At 63.4% G+C, this 13,994-nt stretch carries 10 protein-coding genes; 2 read left to right on the plus strand and 8 right to left on the minus strand.

Annotated features, from left to right (window positions below; all coding sequences use genetic code 11):
* Positions 1 to 158: 158 nt before the first annotated feature.
* The 4 genes from scpA to H4I99_RS07300 all read right to left on the minus strand — a co-directional run bounded on the left by scpA (position 159) and on the right by H4I99_RS07300 (position 6,952).
* Positions 159 to 2,300, minus strand: coding sequence for a methylmalonyl-CoA mutase (scpA, locus tag H4I99_RS07285; RefSeq protein WP_163901224.1), 2,142 nt, complete (start codon positions 2,298 to 2,300; stop codon positions 159 to 161).
* A gap of 718 nt (positions 2,301 to 3,018) precedes the next feature.
* Entirely contained in the window at positions 3,019 to 5,034 is a 2,016-nt protein-coding gene (locus H4I99_RS07290) for an acetyl-CoA carboxylase biotin carboxylase subunit (RefSeq protein WP_163901222.1), read from the minus strand.
* Complete coding sequence (locus tag H4I99_RS07295; RefSeq protein WP_163901219.1) at positions 5,031 to 5,408, minus strand: hypothetical protein; 378 nt, start codon at positions 5,406 to 5,408, stop codon at positions 5,031 to 5,033. Before H4I99_RS07295 ends, H4I99_RS07290 begins: the two co-directional genes overlap by 4 nt.
* 11 nt (positions 5,409 to 5,419) lie before the next feature.
* The gene (locus H4I99_RS07300) at positions 5,420 to 6,952 is read right to left on the minus strand and encodes an acyl-CoA carboxylase subunit beta (RefSeq protein ID WP_099060157.1); all 1,533 of its coding nucleotides are present in this window, start codon (positions 6,950 to 6,952) and stop codon (positions 5,420 to 5,422) included.
* A gap of 134 nt (positions 6,953 to 7,086) precedes the next feature.
* Here H4I99_RS07300 and H4I99_RS07305 point away from each other — a divergent pair, with 134 nt between their 5' ends.
* Positions 7,087 to 8,496, plus strand: a complete 1,410-nt coding sequence (locus H4I99_RS07305; RefSeq protein ID WP_163901217.1) for a helix-turn-helix domain-containing protein — start codon at positions 7,087 to 7,089, stop codon at positions 8,494 to 8,496.
* Between the two features lie 30 nt (positions 8,497 to 8,526).
* On the opposite strand, the gene H4I99_RS07310 is transcribed toward H4I99_RS07305, so the two are convergent.
* On the minus strand, positions 8,527 to 9,423 hold the full coding sequence (locus tag H4I99_RS07310; RefSeq protein ID WP_163901216.1) for a LysR family transcriptional regulator: 897 nt from the start codon (positions 9,421 to 9,423) through the stop codon (positions 8,527 to 8,529).
* A 120-nt stretch (positions 9,424 to 9,543) separates the two neighbouring features.
* Between H4I99_RS07310 and H4I99_RS07315 the strand changes: the two genes are divergently transcribed.
* Positions 9,544 to 9,951 carry a RidA family protein gene (locus tag H4I99_RS07315; RefSeq protein WP_163901214.1) on the plus strand — a complete coding sequence of 136 codons (408 nt, stop codon included), beginning with the start codon at positions 9,544 to 9,546 and terminating at the stop codon, positions 9,949 to 9,951.
* A gap of 2 nt (positions 9,952 to 9,953) precedes the next feature.
* Here H4I99_RS07315 and H4I99_RS07320 read toward each other — a convergent pair whose 3' ends face one another.
* The 3 genes from H4I99_RS07320 to H4I99_RS07330 all read right to left on the minus strand — a co-directional run bounded on the left by H4I99_RS07320 (position 9,954) and on the right by H4I99_RS07330 (position 13,994).
* Positions 9,954 to 11,027 carry an enoyl-CoA hydratase/isomerase family protein gene (locus H4I99_RS07320; RefSeq protein ID WP_244624969.1) on the minus strand — a complete coding sequence of 358 codons (1,074 nt, stop codon included), beginning with the start codon at positions 11,025 to 11,027 and terminating at the stop codon, positions 9,954 to 9,956.
* 29 nt (positions 11,028 to 11,056) lie between these two features.
* Positions 11,057 to 12,196, minus strand: a complete 1,140-nt coding sequence (locus H4I99_RS07325) for an acyl-CoA dehydrogenase family protein (RefSeq protein WP_163901212.1) — start codon at positions 12,194 to 12,196, stop codon at positions 11,057 to 11,059.
* 283 nt (positions 12,197 to 12,479) lie between these two features.
* Positions 12,480 to 13,994 (minus strand): aldehyde dehydrogenase family protein, encoded by a 1,515-nt coding sequence (locus H4I99_RS07330; RefSeq protein ID WP_163901210.1) that lies wholly within the window; start codon positions 13,992 to 13,994, stop codon positions 12,480 to 12,482.

Raw genomic sequence — 13,994 nt, forward strand, 5'->3', positions numbered from 1 at the left:
CCATCCGATCTCCCCCTTGAGGGGGAGATGGCCGGCAGGCCAGAGGGGGGTGAGCCACAGGCGTCAGGCTTATGTAAGGGCATCCCGAGTACAGCCGCCGAGGTTCCGTACCCTTCGTTTCCCGGAAGCGCCGGGAAGCGGTCCCAGAAATCGTATTTTCAGTCGTTGCGCAGGCGTCCCTCGACGAGGTCGAGGACGGAGCGGGCGGCGTCCATGACGTTGGTGCCGGGGCCGAAGACGGCGGAGACGCCGTGTTCCATGAGGTAGTCGTAGTCCTGCCGGGGAATGACACCGCCGACGACGACGATGACGTCTTGCGCGCCCCTGGCCTTCAGGGCTTCCACGAGCTGCGGCGCCAGCGTCTTGTGGCCGGCTGCGAGTGACGACATGCCGACGACCTGAACTTTTTCGGCAACCGCGAGGTCGGCTGCTTCGTCCGGCGTCTGGAAGAGCGGGCCGGCGACGACGTCGAAACCGATGTCGCCGAAGGCGGATGCGATCACCTTGGCGCCGCGGTCATGGCCATCCTGGCCGAGCTTGGCGACGAGAATGCGGGGAGCCGCGCCCTTCGCCTTTCTGTAGCTGTCGAGGCGGTCGGAGAGGATCGAGAGTTCCGGATCGCCCTCATAGGCCTTGCCGTAGATGTTGCGCACGACCTTCGGGACTGCGGCATGGTCGCCGAAGACGGCGCGCATGGCGTCCGAGATTTCTCCGACGGTGGCGCGCTCGCGGGCCGCATCGACGGCCGCTTCGAGAATATTGCCCTCGCCGGTGCGGGCGACTTCGGTCAGGCGGGCCAGCGCCTGCTCGACCTTCTTCGTATCGCGGCGGCGCTTGGTTTCCTCAATGCGCTTGATCTGGGAAGCGCGGACCGCGGAATTGTCGATCTCCAGAATGTCGATCGGCTCTTCGTTCTCCAGACGGAACTTGTTGACGCCGACGATGACTTCCTCGGCCTTGTCGATTGCGGCCTGACGGCGGGTCGCGGCTTCCTCGATCAGGCGCTTGGGCAGGCCGGCATCGACTGCCTTGGTCATGCCGCCCATGGCTTCCACTTCCTCGATCAGCGCCCAGGCCTTGGTCGCCAGTTCATCGGTGAGGCTTTCGACATAGTAGGAGCCGGCAAGCGGATCGACCACCTTGGTGACGCCCGTCTCGTTCTGCAGGATGAGCTGGGTGTTGCGGGCGATGCGGGCCGAAAATTCGGTCGGCAGCGCGATGGCTTCATCGAGCGCGTTGGTGTGCAGCGACTGGGTGCCGCCGAGCGCTGCGGAAAGCGCCTCATAGGCCGTGCGGATGACGTTGTTGTAGGGGTCCTGTTCCTGCAGCGAGACGCCCGAGGTCTGACAGTGGGTGCGCAGCATCAGGGAGGAAGCCTTCTTCGGCTCGAATTCCTGCATGATGCGGGTCCAGAGCAGGCGGGCGGCGCGCAGCTTGGCGGCCTCCATGAAGAAGTTCATGCCGATGGCGAAGAAGAAGGACAGGCGACCGGCAAACTCGTCGACGTTGAGTCCCTTCTTCAGTGCGGCGCGAACGTATTCGCGGCCATCGGCCAGCGTGAAGGCCAGCTCCTGCACCAGCGTCGCGCCGGCTTCCTGCATGTGGTAGCCGGAAATCGAGATGGAGTTGAACTTCGGCATCTCCTTCGCGGTGTACTCGATGATGTCGGCAATGATGCGCATCGAGGGTTCCGGTGGGTAGATGTAGGTGTTGCGGACCATGAACTCCTTGAGAATGTCGTTCTGGATGGTGCCGGAAAGCTTGTCGCGGGAGACGCCCTGTTCCTCGCCGGTGACGATGAAGTTGGCGAGGATCGGGATGACCGCGCCGTTCATGGTCATGGAGACGGAGATGTTTTCGAGCGGAATGCCGTCGAACAGGATCTTCATGTCCTCGACGCTGTCAATCGCGACACCGGCTTTGCCGACATCACCTTCGACGCGCGGATGGTTCGAATCGTAGCCGCGATGGGTGGCGAGGTCGAAGGCAACGGAGACGCCCTGCTGGCCGGCTGCGAGCGCCTTGCGATAGAAGGCGTTGGAGGCCTCCGCCGTCGAGAAGCCGGCATACTGGCGGATCGTCCAGGGACGGCCGGCATACATGGTGGCGCGCGGACCACGAACGAAAGGCGCAAAGCCCGGCAGGGATTTCAGGTGGTCGATGCCTTCGAGGTCTTCAGCCGTGTAGAGCGGCTTGACGTCGATGCCCTCGGGCGTGTGCCAGGTCAGCGTTTCGGCCGGACGCTTCAGCTCCTTCTCGGCCAGCGCTTCCCAGTCCTTGATGGTCTTCTCGCTCGACATCCATTTTCCTCCTGCGCCTTTAACCACGCGCGCGGGGCCGTGGCTTTGGAAACTATTGAAGTCGGACGGGGCACCGGAGCTGCCTCGATAGACTTTTATAAAACTGGCACCTTCCGGCACCCCGTTCAGCGGTTTTTGCCCGCAAACCGGTTCCTCGTGCGGACTGGAATCGGCTCGTCCCGATTCCGCGTCCGGCAGTCAAGGCCGCCACTGGCAGCCTTCTTGCCGGGTTTCACAGGGCGCCGGGGTTTCACCGGCTGCCGCCCGCCTTTATGCCGTAACGGCATGTCGCCTTCTCAGCGAGAGGACCCAATTCCACGAACCCCCGATACGGCTCTTGCGTCTTATCCCCGCGCCGGGCGCCGGTTGCTTCTCGCTGCGACGCCTCGCAGTGTATCCGATGAAGCAACGACGCCATGGTGACATGACGCAATCGGCAGGGGACGAATTGCGGGGAGGGAGGTTGAAAACAAATGGAAAATCCACTTTGTCTTCCCCTTGTTTCCCCCTCTGCCCTGCCGGGCATCTCCCCCACAAGGGGGAGAGAACAAGCGGTCGTCTGGCCATTTCCAAATCCGGGGCGGCGATTTCCGCCGAGGCACTCAAGCAGTCCGGACTTCCTGTTTGCAGAGGTGCAAGGCGTTTCCCCCTCCTGTCTCCCCCTTGTGGAGGAGATGCCCGGCAGGGCAGAGGGGGATATCCAACATAGCCCTCTGCCTTATTCGAACTCCATGATCAGTTCGTCGACGGCGAGGCTCTGGCCGGCCTTGACGGCGACCTTCTTCACCACGCCGCGCTTTTCCGCCTTGAGGATGTTTTCCATCTTCATGGCTTCGACGGTGGCGAGCGCCTGACCGGCCTCGACCTGATCGCCTTCCTTGACGGCGACCGAGGTGATGACACCCGGCATCGGGCAAAGCAGCATCCTCGACGTATCGGGGGGCAGCTTTTCAGGCATCAGGGTGGCGAGCGCCGCGACGCGCGGCGAGCGGACGCGGGCGGTGACATCCATGCCGCGCCAGCGCAGGCGGATCGCGGCACCGGCGAGGTTGACCTTCACGCCGACGGCTTCTCCATCAACATGGAAGACGGTGTGGCTCTGGCCAGGAATCCAACCGCCGGTGACCGAGCACTTGCCGTCGTCGGCAAAGGCGATGGCGGTACCATCCGTGCCGGTCGCAACCGTCAGCGGGAAGGAATAGCCGGCGAGCGCCACCACCCAGTCCCTGCCGACCTTGCGGGGATGATTGCCGATGGTGCCGGAAATCTGGACGGCGCGGTCCTGGAGCGTCTGATTGATGACGGCGGCGATGGCCGCCAGCTTGCGGGCGGATTTCTCGTCCGGAGCGACGCCGGTGAAGCCGTCCTTGAATTCCTCGGCGATATAGGCCGTGGTCAGCTTGCCGGAGCGGAAGCGCTCCTGCTGCATCACCGCGGAGAGGAAGGGCAGGTTGTGGCCGATGCCCTCGACCTCGAAATTGTCGAGTGCCTTCGACATGGCGTCGATCGCGGTCAGGCGGTCGGGTGCCCAGGTGCAGAGCTTGGCGATCATCGGGTCGTAATACATCGAGATCTCGCCGCCTTCGTAGACGCCGGTATCATTGCGGACGACGGTACCGTCATCCTCCTTGCCTTCGACCGGCGGGCGGTAACGCGTCAGGCGACCGATGGAGGGCAGGAAGTTGCGGTAGGGGTCTTCGGCATAAAGGCGGCTTTCGATCGCCCAGCCGTTGAGCTTGACGTCGGCCTGACCGAAGGAAAGCTTTTCACCGGAGGCGACGCGGATCATCTGCTCCACAAGGTCGAGGCCGGTGATGAGCTCGGTGACCGGGTGTTCCACCTGCAGGCGGGTGTTCATTTCGAGGAAGTAGAACTTGTTCTGCTTGCCATCGACGATGAACTCGACCGTGCCGGCGGAGTGGTAGCCTACAGCCTTGGCGAGCGCCACGGCCTGTTCGCCCATGGCCTTGCGGGTGGCTTCATCGAGGAAGGGCGACGGGGCCTCCTCGATCACCTTCTGGTTACGGCGCTGGATCGAGCATTCGCGTTCGCCGAGATAAAGCACGTTGCCGTGCTTGTCGCCGAGCACCTGGATTTCGATGTGGCGCGGCTCGGTGACGAACTTCTCGATGAAGATGCGGTCGTCGCCGAAGGAGTTCTTCGCCTCGTTCCTCGATGACTGGAAGCCTTCGCGGGCTTCCTCGGCATTCCAGGCGATGCGCATGCCCTTGCCGCCGCCGCCGGCAGAGGCCTTGATCATGACGGGGTAGCCGATCTGGTCGGAGATCTTCACGGCCTCGTCGGCATCCTCGATCAGGCCCATATGGCCCGGAACCGTGGAGACGCCGGCTTCGGCGGCGAGCTTCTTGGAGGTTATCTTGTCGCCCATGGCCTGGATCGCGCCGACCGGCGGGCCGACGAAGGTGATGCCTTCATTAGCGAGCGCATCGGCGAAGACGGCGTTTTCCGACAGGAAGCCATAACCCGGGTGAACGGCATCGGCGCCGGTTTTGCGGATCGCCTCGAGGATCTTCTCGATGACGATATAGGACTGGTTGGACGGAGCCGGACCGATATGGACGGCCTCGTCGGCCATCTTCACATGCAGCGCGTCACGGTCGGCGTCGGAATAGACGGCGACGGTGGCGATGCCCATCTTCTTCGCGGTCTTGATGACCCGGCAGGCGATTTCGCCACGGTTGGCAATGAGGATTTTCTTGATGGTCACCGTCACACCTCGAATACGTCGTCAAAAGATTCCGGGAAGTTCTGCCGGGCGACCTTTTCGTTGATCACCAGCATGGACTCGTAGGAAAGCGGATCGAAATCCTTGTCCGCCGCGATGACTTCACGGCCGAAAAGAAGGTTCAGTCTGGCGGCATCCAGGTTGCCGCGCTCGAAGGGCTCGTCGCCGAAATGATGCCAGAGGGCATGCAGGAATGCCGCATCGATGCGGTGTTCCTTGGTTCCGGGGCGGGCCTTGCGGGGCAGGGCCTTGAGCGGCGTCACGCCCTTGGGATTGGCGCGGCGGATCGTGAACTGCACGCCGGTGCCGGGCATCCCGGAGGGGAAGCCCTTGTGCTTGGTCATGTCGGGAAGATCAGCCATCGGTCTTTCCCTTACAGCGGGATGGTGTCGTGCTTCTTCCAGTGCGTGCCAAGCTGCTTGTTGCGCAGCGAGGCGAAGGCACGGGCGATGCGGCGGCGCGAGGAATGCGGCATGATGACTTCATCGATGAAGCCGCGTTCGGCGGCGACGAAGGGGTTGGCGAAGCGTTCCTCATATTCCTTCGTGCGGGCGGCGATCTTTTCGGGGTCGTTGAGCTCGGAGCGATAGAGGATTTCGGTCGCGCCCTTGGCGCCCATGACGGCGATTTCGGCGGTCGGCCATGCATAGTTGATATCGGCGCCGATGTGCTTGGAGGCCATGACGTCGTAGGCACCGCCATAGGCCTTGCGGGTGATCAGCGTCACCATCGGAACCGTGGCCTGGCTATAGGCGAAGAGCAGCTTCGCGCCATGCTTGATGACGCCGCCATATTCCTGGCTGGTGCCGGGCAGGAAGCCGGGAACGTCGACCAGCGTCAGGATCGGAATGTTGAAGGCGTCGCAGAAGCGGACGAAGCGGGCGGCCTTGCGCGAACTGTCGATATCGAGGCAGCCGGCGAGCACCATCGGCTGGTTGGCAACGACGCCGACCGTCTGACCTTCCAGCCGGAGGAAGCCGGTGATGATGTTGCGCGCGAAGGCTTCCTGGATCTCGAAGAAATCGCCCTCGTCGGCCAGAGCGTAGATCAGCTCCTTCATGTCGTAGGGCTTGTTGGAGCTGTCCGGGATCAGGGTGTCGAGACGGTTCTCGATGCGGGCCGGGTCGTCATGGAAGGGACGAAGCGGCGGCTTTTCGCGGTTGTTGAGCGGCAGGAAGTCGAACAGCAGGCGAACCTGTTCCAGCGCCTCGATGTCGTTTTCATAGGCGCCGTCGGCAACCGACGACTTTTTCGTGTGGGTCGATGCGCCACCGAGTTCTTCCGCTGTGACGATCTCGTTCGTCACCGTCTTCACGACGTCCGGGCCGGTCACGAACATGTAGGAACTGTCGCGCACCATGAAGATGAAATCGGTCATGGCAGGCGAATAGACCGCGCCGCCGGCGCAGGGGCCCATGATGACCGAGATCTGCGGCACGACGCCGGAGGCATCGACATTGCGCTTGAAGACGTCGGCGTAACCGGCGAGCGAGGCGACGCCTTCCTGGATGCGGGCGCCGCCCGAATCGTTGAGGCCGATCACCGGAGCGCCGTTCTTCATCGCCATGTCCATGATCTTGCAGATCTTCTGGGCATGGGTCTCGGACAGCGAGCCGCCGAGGACGGTGAAATCCTGCGAGAAGACGTAGACCTGACGACCGTTGATCGTGCCCCAGCCGGTGACGACGCCGTCGCCGGCGACCTTCTGGTTTTCCATGCCGAAATCGGTGCAGCGATGGGTGACATACATGTCGTATTCTTCGAAGGAGCCCTCATCGAGCAGAACCTCGATGCGCTCGCGCGCCGTCAGCTTGCCCTTGGCGTGCTGGGCGTCGATGCGGCGCTGGCCGCCGCCGAGATGCGCCTCGGCGCGACGCGCCTCGAGCTGTTCCAATACCGTTCGCATGCTGCCTCCCGACATATTCATGAAGCTTTTCAGGATGATTTGTGCCCTTAAACGTCTGGCGAGGCAAAGAAAATGATTGAACAGGTGCAATTGTGGATTTATAAATTTGCAAACTGAAAAATGCGAAATTGCAAATGGCGATCGGCAAGCTCTTTATCGGCCGCAAGGTCCGCGAAATCAGGCAGGCGAGTGCGGCCACGCAGGCCCAGTTCGCCGACATGATCGGTATCTCGACCAGCTATCTCAACCAGATCGAAAACAACCAGCGGCCGGTTTCTGCCTCGGTGCTTCTGGCGCTCGCTGAAAAATTCGGGATCGATATCACCGAACTTTCCTCCGGCCAGAACGACCGCCTGCTTTCGGCGCTGACGGAGGCGCTTTCGGATCCGTTGTTCGAAACCTATTCGCCGAGCCTGCAGGAGCTGAAGCTCATCACCCAGAATGCGCCGGGCTTCGCCCATGCGCTGATCAACTGTCACCAGGCCTATCGGCGAAACGGTGAACAACTGGCCAGCTATGCCGACCGCGCGGGAGCCGCGACCGCCAACGAGACGACCTCCTACGAGGAGGTTCGAGACTTCTTCCACTTCGTCGACAACTACATCCACGACATCGACCAGATGGCCGAGGGGCTGGCGGCGGAACTCAAGCTCGGCGAGGGCGAGAATTACGCGGCGATGACCGGCTTTCTCGAAAGCCGCCACGGGGTTCGCGTGGTGCGCGGCGATGCCGGCGACGAGGCGATCCGCCGTTACGATCCGAAATCACGCATCCTGACGCTCAGCCGCTATGCCTCGGCGCCGACGCGGGACTTCCAGATCGCCACGCAGATCGCCCAGCTTCATGCGGAGACGAAGATCGACCAGGTGCTGAAGTCGGCGGGTTTCCGCACCGAGGAAGCGGTGGAGATCTGTCGCATCGGGCTGCACAACTATTTCGCCGGCGCGCTGATCCTGCCCTATCGCAACTTCCTGCAGGCGGCGCGGGAACTGCGCCACGATATCGAATTGCTGGCGGCCCGTTTCGGCGCGTCGCTTGAGCAGGTCTGTCATCGGCTGTCGACGCTGCAGCGTCCCGGTCAGAAGGGGGTACCGATCTTTTTCGCCCGCATCGACCGGGCCGGCAATATTACCAAGCGGCACAGCGCCGCCCGGCTACAGTTTGCCCGCTTCGGCGCTGCCTGTCCGCTGTGGAATGCGCATCAGGCCTTCGAGGCGCCGGGGCGGATCATCCGTCAGCTCGCCGAAACGCCTGACGGCGTGCGCTATCTCTGTCTCGCGACGCAGGTGAACAAGGGCACGCTCGGCTTCCGCGCCGCGCAGCCCCGCTATGCGCTGGCGCTCGGCTGCGAGATTTCCTATGCCGACCAGTTCGTCTATGCCGACGATCTCGATCTTTCCAACCGGGCGGGTTTCGATCCGATCGGCATTTCCTGTCGGATCTGCGAGCGGGTGAAATGCACGAGCCGCGCCGTGCCGCCGCTCAAGCACAAGCTGGTGGTGGATCACAAGGTCCGCAACGCCAACCCCTATGAGATTGAATGAGCGCCGGATCGCGCCGTTATCAGCTTGAAATCAAGGCCGGAGTTCTTCCGTCATCAGGTCGATGAAGCGCCGGACGCGAGGTTCCAGCAATCGTTTGTCGGGATAGAGCGCGACGATGTTGACGTCGCCTGACTGAAGCTCTGGAAGCACCTGTCGCAGGCGTCCCTCGGCGAGATCCCTTGCCACGAGGAAATCGGGAAGCAGGGCGATGCCAAGCCCTGCGACAGCGGCGTCCTTCAGCGCTTCCCCGCTGTCCAGCCGAAGGCGGCTGCGGCCCGGTGCCTTGATCCAGCCGCCATCCTTGCCGGGAAAGCGCCAGGCCTGTCGCTGGTTTCGGCTGGTAAAGATCAGGCAGTCATGGGCTGCGAGATCATCGACATCTTCAGGTTCGCCACGCTCGGCCAGATAGGAGGGCGCGGCGCAGAGCAGTGCCCTGAAACGGGCGACGACGCGGGACACCATGCGGGAATCGGACGTCGTGACGCCGATCCGGATGGCGAGGTCGAAGCCTTCCTCGACGATATCCTCTACACGATCGGTGAAACTCACCTCCACCTGCACCTCCGGCCAGTCCGTCAGATATCTGCGGATGAGGGGCAACATGACCAGCCGCCCGAAGGCATCGGGCACCGTCAGCCGCAGCACTCCGCGCGGTGTGCCGGTGGTTCCGGCGACGCTTGCTTCGGCCTCGTCAACGGTAGCGAAGATCCGCAATCCATGCTGGTAGAAGATCCGACCTTCATCGGTCAGGCTGAGTGTGCGGGTGGTGCGGTTGAGGAGGCGCGTTCCGAGGCGCTCTTCAAGGCGGAGAAGCGCCTTTCCCGCTGCCGACCGCGACAGCCCCATGGCCTTGCCGCCGGCAACGAAGCTTCCGGCATCGACGACCGCCATGAAGACCTGGATATCGCTCAGATTGGCGCGCAGCATGAACACTCCGATGGTTCGCTTCTGTGTCGACGTCCGTTCGTCAATCGACCGGCTATAGCAATGCCGTTCGGTGCGGATCCGCGTTGGGGTCCGCCGATGACGACAGGAAGGAACGGAGACATGACACAAACCCTTGGCCGTTTGAACCCGCCGACGCTGCCCGATGCGGGTGCGCTGGGCTATTCGCAGATTACCACCGTGGAGCCGGGGCGGCTTGCCTTCATCTCCGGGCAGGTGGCGTGGCAGCCGGGCGGCGAAAGGGCTCCTGACGATCTCACCGAACAGGCGCGACTGGTCGTCGCCAATGCGAGGTCGGCGCTTGATGCGGTCGGGGCGACGCCCGGCGACATCGCCATGGTGCGGCTCTACGTGACAGACCTGACACCGGAACGGGTCGGAGAAGCGATGCACGTCGTGCTCGCTTTTCTGGATGGCGCGAAGCCAAGCCTTACCGGCATCGGCGTTGCCGCGCTCGCCGGGCCGGATCTCCAGATCGAAATGGAGATGGTGGTTCGCCTGCCGTCCTGACCTCAGCCGAACAGCGGTTGCGGATGGGGCCTGAAGAAGGGCTCGACGATGCCGGGGCCGATGGCATCGAGACTGGGCGGCGACCACTTCGGATTGCGGTCCTTGTCGATGATGGCGGCGCGGATGCCCTCGTAGAAATCCGGGGTATGCAGGATCTGGGCGGTCGCGGCGAATTCGCGTTCGAGGCAGGTCTTGAGGTCGGGCGATTTGCGCGCGGCTCTTAGGAGCGCCAGCGTTACCTTCAGGCTGGTTGGCGATTTCACCATCATGGCGGAGCGAATTTTTTCGGCAAACGGGTTCGCCTCCGCCGAAAGGGCGGCCTCGATCTCCTCGACGGTGTCGAAACAGAAACACCGATCGATCAGAGCCCGGTTATCGGCGAATTCGCCTTTCGGCGGCGAGGTTGCGGCTGCGTCCACCAGCAGGGAAACGTCCTTGTGGGTCGTGCCGGGCAGAAGGATCGACAGCTTCTCCGCGAGATCGGCAAGAGCTGAGGCCGGCACGAACCAGTCGGCGAAGCAGGCTTCGATTGTGTCGGCCGCACCGATAGCCTCGCCAGTCAGCCCCATCAGCGTGCCGAGCTCGCCCGGTGCTTTCGCAAGCAGCCATGTGGCGCCGATATCGGGAAAGAAGCCTATGCCGGTTTCCGGCATGGCGAGCTTTGTCGTGTCGGTCACAATGCGGTGGCTGCCGTGGCTGGATACGCCGACGCCGCCGCCCATGGTGATGCCTTCCATGAAGACCACATAGGGCTTGGGATAAGAGGCGATGCGGGCATTCATGCGGTATTCCGCCCGCAGGAAATCAGCCGCACGTCCGTCGCCGGCCTTGCCGCTTTCATAGAAGCTGCGGATGTCGCCGCCGGCGCAAAGTCCGCGTTCGCCTTCGCCGGTCATCAGAACGGCGGCGATTTCGGGGTCCTTTTCGAAACGGTCGAGCGCTGCCTCTATGGCCTTCACCATGTCGAGCGACAGGCTGTTCAGCACCCGCGGACGGTTGAGCAGGATCAGGCCGAGGCTGCCCTGTCGTCCCGTCAGCACATCCTCGCCCGTCATTTCCGCCGAAAGATAGCGCATGTTCCGTCTCCCCCTGTGTGTTCTGGCCTTTATTTTCCGAGAATGGAGCGGGCGACGATCACCCGCATGATCTCGTTGGTCCCCTCGAGGATCTGGTGCACACGCAGATCCCTCACGATCTTTTCAATGCCGTATTCAGCGAGATAGCCATAGCCGCCATGCAGCTGCAAGGCCTGGTTGGCAACCGTGAAGCAACGGTCGGTTACCAGCCGCTTGGCCATGGCGCAGAGAACCGTGGCATCTGACGCCTTGTCATCGAGTGCGGTTGCGGCGCGCCAGAGGAAGGTGCGTGCCGCTTCCAGGTCTATCGCCATGTCGGCAAGGGTGAATTGCAGGGACTGGAAATCTGCAAGCGCATGGCCGAAAGCCTTGCGTTCCTGAACATAGGTCGTCGCCTTTTTGAACGCCGCACGCGCTCCGCCGAGCGAGGCGGCGGCAATGTTGAGGCGGCCGCCGTCGAGCCCGGACATGGCGATGCGGAAGCCTTCGCCCTCGGCGCCGAGCCGCTGGTTTGCCGGCACACGCACGCTATCCAGCATGACGGCGCGGGTGGGCTGGGCGTTCCAGCCCATCTTCTTTTCGTTGGCGCCGAAGGTGAGACCTTTTGCGTCGCCGGGCACGAGGAAGGCGGAAATGCCCTTCGGCCCGTCCTCCCCGGTGCGGGCCATGACGATGTAGAGGGCGCTTGTTCCGGCGCCGGAGATGAACTGCTTCTGGCCGGTCAGCACGTAATCGTCGCCATCGCGCACGGCGCGGGTTTTGAGTGCTGCTGCATCCGAGCCGCAGCCGGGCTCCGTCAGGCAGTAGCTCGCCAGCGCATCCATGGTGGCAAGGGCCGGCAGATGTTCCTCGCGCTGCTCGGGCGTGCCGTAGCGGTCGATCATCGTCGCGCACATGTTGTGAATGGAGATATAGGCGGCGACCGTCGGACAGCCGGTGGCGAGCGCCTCGATGATGAGAGCGGTGTCCAGCCGTTCGAGACCGGAGCCGCCGACATCGTCGGCCACGCAGATCGCGCCGAGGCCGAGGCCTCCCGCCTTCCTCAAGGTGTCGACCGGGAAGTGCTTCTTCTGGTCCCATTCCAGCGCAAAAGGCGCCAGTTCGTCGTCGGCGAATTCCGTCGCCATGTCGACGAAAGCCTGCTGCTGATCGCTCAGGTTGAAATCCATGCTGGTCCTCCGCATTCCGCCGTTTCTCCCGAACGGTGTTCGCTGGAAGGCTTAGCATGATCCGGCCGGGCCGATCATCCCGGCCGAAAGTCGGAGACGGGTGCGCTCCAGTATCGGGTTCACGGTGCCCCTCATCCGCCTGCCGGCACCTTCTCCCCGTGAACGGGGAGAAGGGACAAGCCGCAGCGTTTCGTCCCCCTCGCCACGCTTGCGGGGAGAGGGCGGGGTGGGGGGCAATGAAACCGGATGGCGCTGAAAGACACCGGGCAGCTTCCCGAAATCTTCAGATCACCGCGCAGACGGTTTTCATTTCCAGGTAGTTGTCGAGGCCGGGGGCGCCGTTTTCGTAGCCCCAGCCGGATTGCTTGTGGCCGCCTTTCGGCAGTTCCGGCGAGAAATAGGAGTGGCAGTTGATCCAGATGGTGCCGGCCTTCACCCGGGCGGCGAGCCGGTGGGCGGAGGAAAGATCCTGCGTCCACACGCTGCCGGCGAGGCCGTAGGGGCTGTCATTGGCGTAGGCAATGGCCTCTTCCGGATCGTCGAAGGGGGTGACGGCGACGACGGGGCCGAAGATTTCTTCGCGCATCATGCGCATGTCGGGGCGAACCGACGTGACCACGGTCGGCTCGAAGAAGGTGCCGAATTCGCCCGTCTGGTTGCCGCCGGAGGTAATCTCCGCGCCTGCCGACCGGCCTTCCGCGATGAAGCCTGCCACGCGGTCGGCCTGTTTGCGGTTGACCAGCGGGCCGAGATCGGTGCCGGTGTCGAGGCCGTGGCCAAGGGTGAGGGCAGAGGCGGCTTTCGACAGGCCTTCGACGACCGCGTCATAGACCGCGCGGTGGGCATAGACACGGGAACCGGCAACGCAGACCTGTCCGGAATTGGAGAAGATGCCGCGGGCGACACCGGGGATGGCGAGCGCCATGTCAGCATCCGGCATGACGATGGCAGGCGACTTGCCGCCAAGTTCGAGCGTCAGTTTCTTGAGGTTGCCCTGAGCGGCCGAGACGATCAGCTTGCCGACTTCGGTCGAGCCGGTGAAGGCAACCTTGTCGACATCGGGATGGGCGGTGAGGGCTGCGCCGACCACTTCGCCGAAACCGGTGACGAGGTTGACGACCCCCTTTGGAAGGCCTGCCTCCAGCATCAGTTCGACAAGGCGGATGGCGGTGAGCGAGGTTTCCTCGGCGGGCTTCAGCACCACGGTGCAGCCGGCGGCGAGCGCGGGCGCAAGCTTCATCGCCGCCATCAGCATGGGCGAGTTCCACGGCGTGATCGCGGCGACGACGCCGACCGGTTCCCGCGTGGTGTAGGCGAAGATCTGCTTGCCCTCCGGCTGGTAGGCGATCGAAGTCGGGATTGTCGTGCCGAGGATCTTGGTGCAGAAGCCGGCGAAATAGCGAAATTGTTCTGCCGATGCGGGGATTTCCCCGAAGCGGCCGGTTTTGAAGCTCTTGCCCTGATCGAGCGTTTCCAGTTCGGCCAGTTCCTCGACATGGGCGTCGATCAGCTCGGCGATCTTCCACAGAAGCTTGCCGCGTGCCGAAGGCGTCATGCCTTTCCATTCCTTCGAGGTCAGCGCGGCACGGGCGCTGGCGACGGCTTCATCGACATCCGATGCTGTGGCTTCGGCGAGTTCGGCGAGCAGCCTGCCGGATGCCGGATCGAAGGTTTCGAAGCGGTGGCCGATGCCGGCATCCCGCCAGACGCCGTCGATGAGGATCTGTTTTTGCCGGCGGGCGAGGAAGGTCCTCGCGCCGTCGCTGCGGGGTTCGGGCGTCTTGATGGTGATGGTCAT

Origin of the sequence: Paenirhizobium daejeonense (genome assembly GCF_014280875.1) — a bacterium.
In the GTDB taxonomy this organism is placed as follows: domain Bacteria; phylum Pseudomonadota; class Alphaproteobacteria; order Rhizobiales; family Rhizobiaceae; genus Allorhizobium; species Allorhizobium daejeonense.

What these genes read in the sequence shown, in the direction of transcription:
- scpA (WP_163901224.1), bottom strand. Translation starts at nt 2,300, where the DNA reads ATGTCGAGCGAGAAGACCATCAAGGACTGGGAAGCGCTGGCCGAGAAG.
- H4I99_RS07295 (WP_163901219.1), bottom strand. Translation starts at nt 5,408, where the DNA reads ATGGCTGATCTTCCCGACATGACCAAGCACAAGGGCTTCCCCTCCGGG.
- H4I99_RS07300 (WP_099060157.1), bottom strand. Translation starts at nt 6,952, where the DNA reads ATGCGAACGGTATTGGAACAGCTCGAGGCGCGTCGCGCCGAGGCGCAT.
- H4I99_RS07305 (WP_163901217.1), top strand. Translation starts at nt 7,087, where the DNA reads ATGGCGATCGGCAAGCTCTTTATCGGCCGCAAGGTCCGCGAAATCAGG.
- H4I99_RS07310 (WP_163901216.1), bottom strand. Translation starts at nt 9,423, where the DNA reads ATGCTGCGCGCCAATCTGAGCGATATCCAGGTCTTCATGGCGGTCGTC.
- H4I99_RS07315 (WP_163901214.1), top strand. Translation starts at nt 9,544, where the DNA reads ATGACACAAACCCTTGGCCGTTTGAACCCGCCGACGCTGCCCGATGCG.
- H4I99_RS07320 (WP_244624969.1), bottom strand. Translation starts at nt 11,027, where the DNA reads ATGCGCTATCTTTCGGCGGAAATGACGGGCGAGGATGTGCTGACGGGA.
- H4I99_RS07325 (WP_163901212.1), bottom strand. Translation starts at nt 12,196, where the DNA reads ATGGATTTCAACCTGAGCGATCAGCAGCAGGCTTTCGTCGACATGGCG.
- H4I99_RS07330 (WP_163901210.1), bottom strand. Translation starts at nt 13,994, where the DNA reads ATGACCATCACCATCAAGACGCCCGAACCCCGCAGCGACGGCGCGAGG.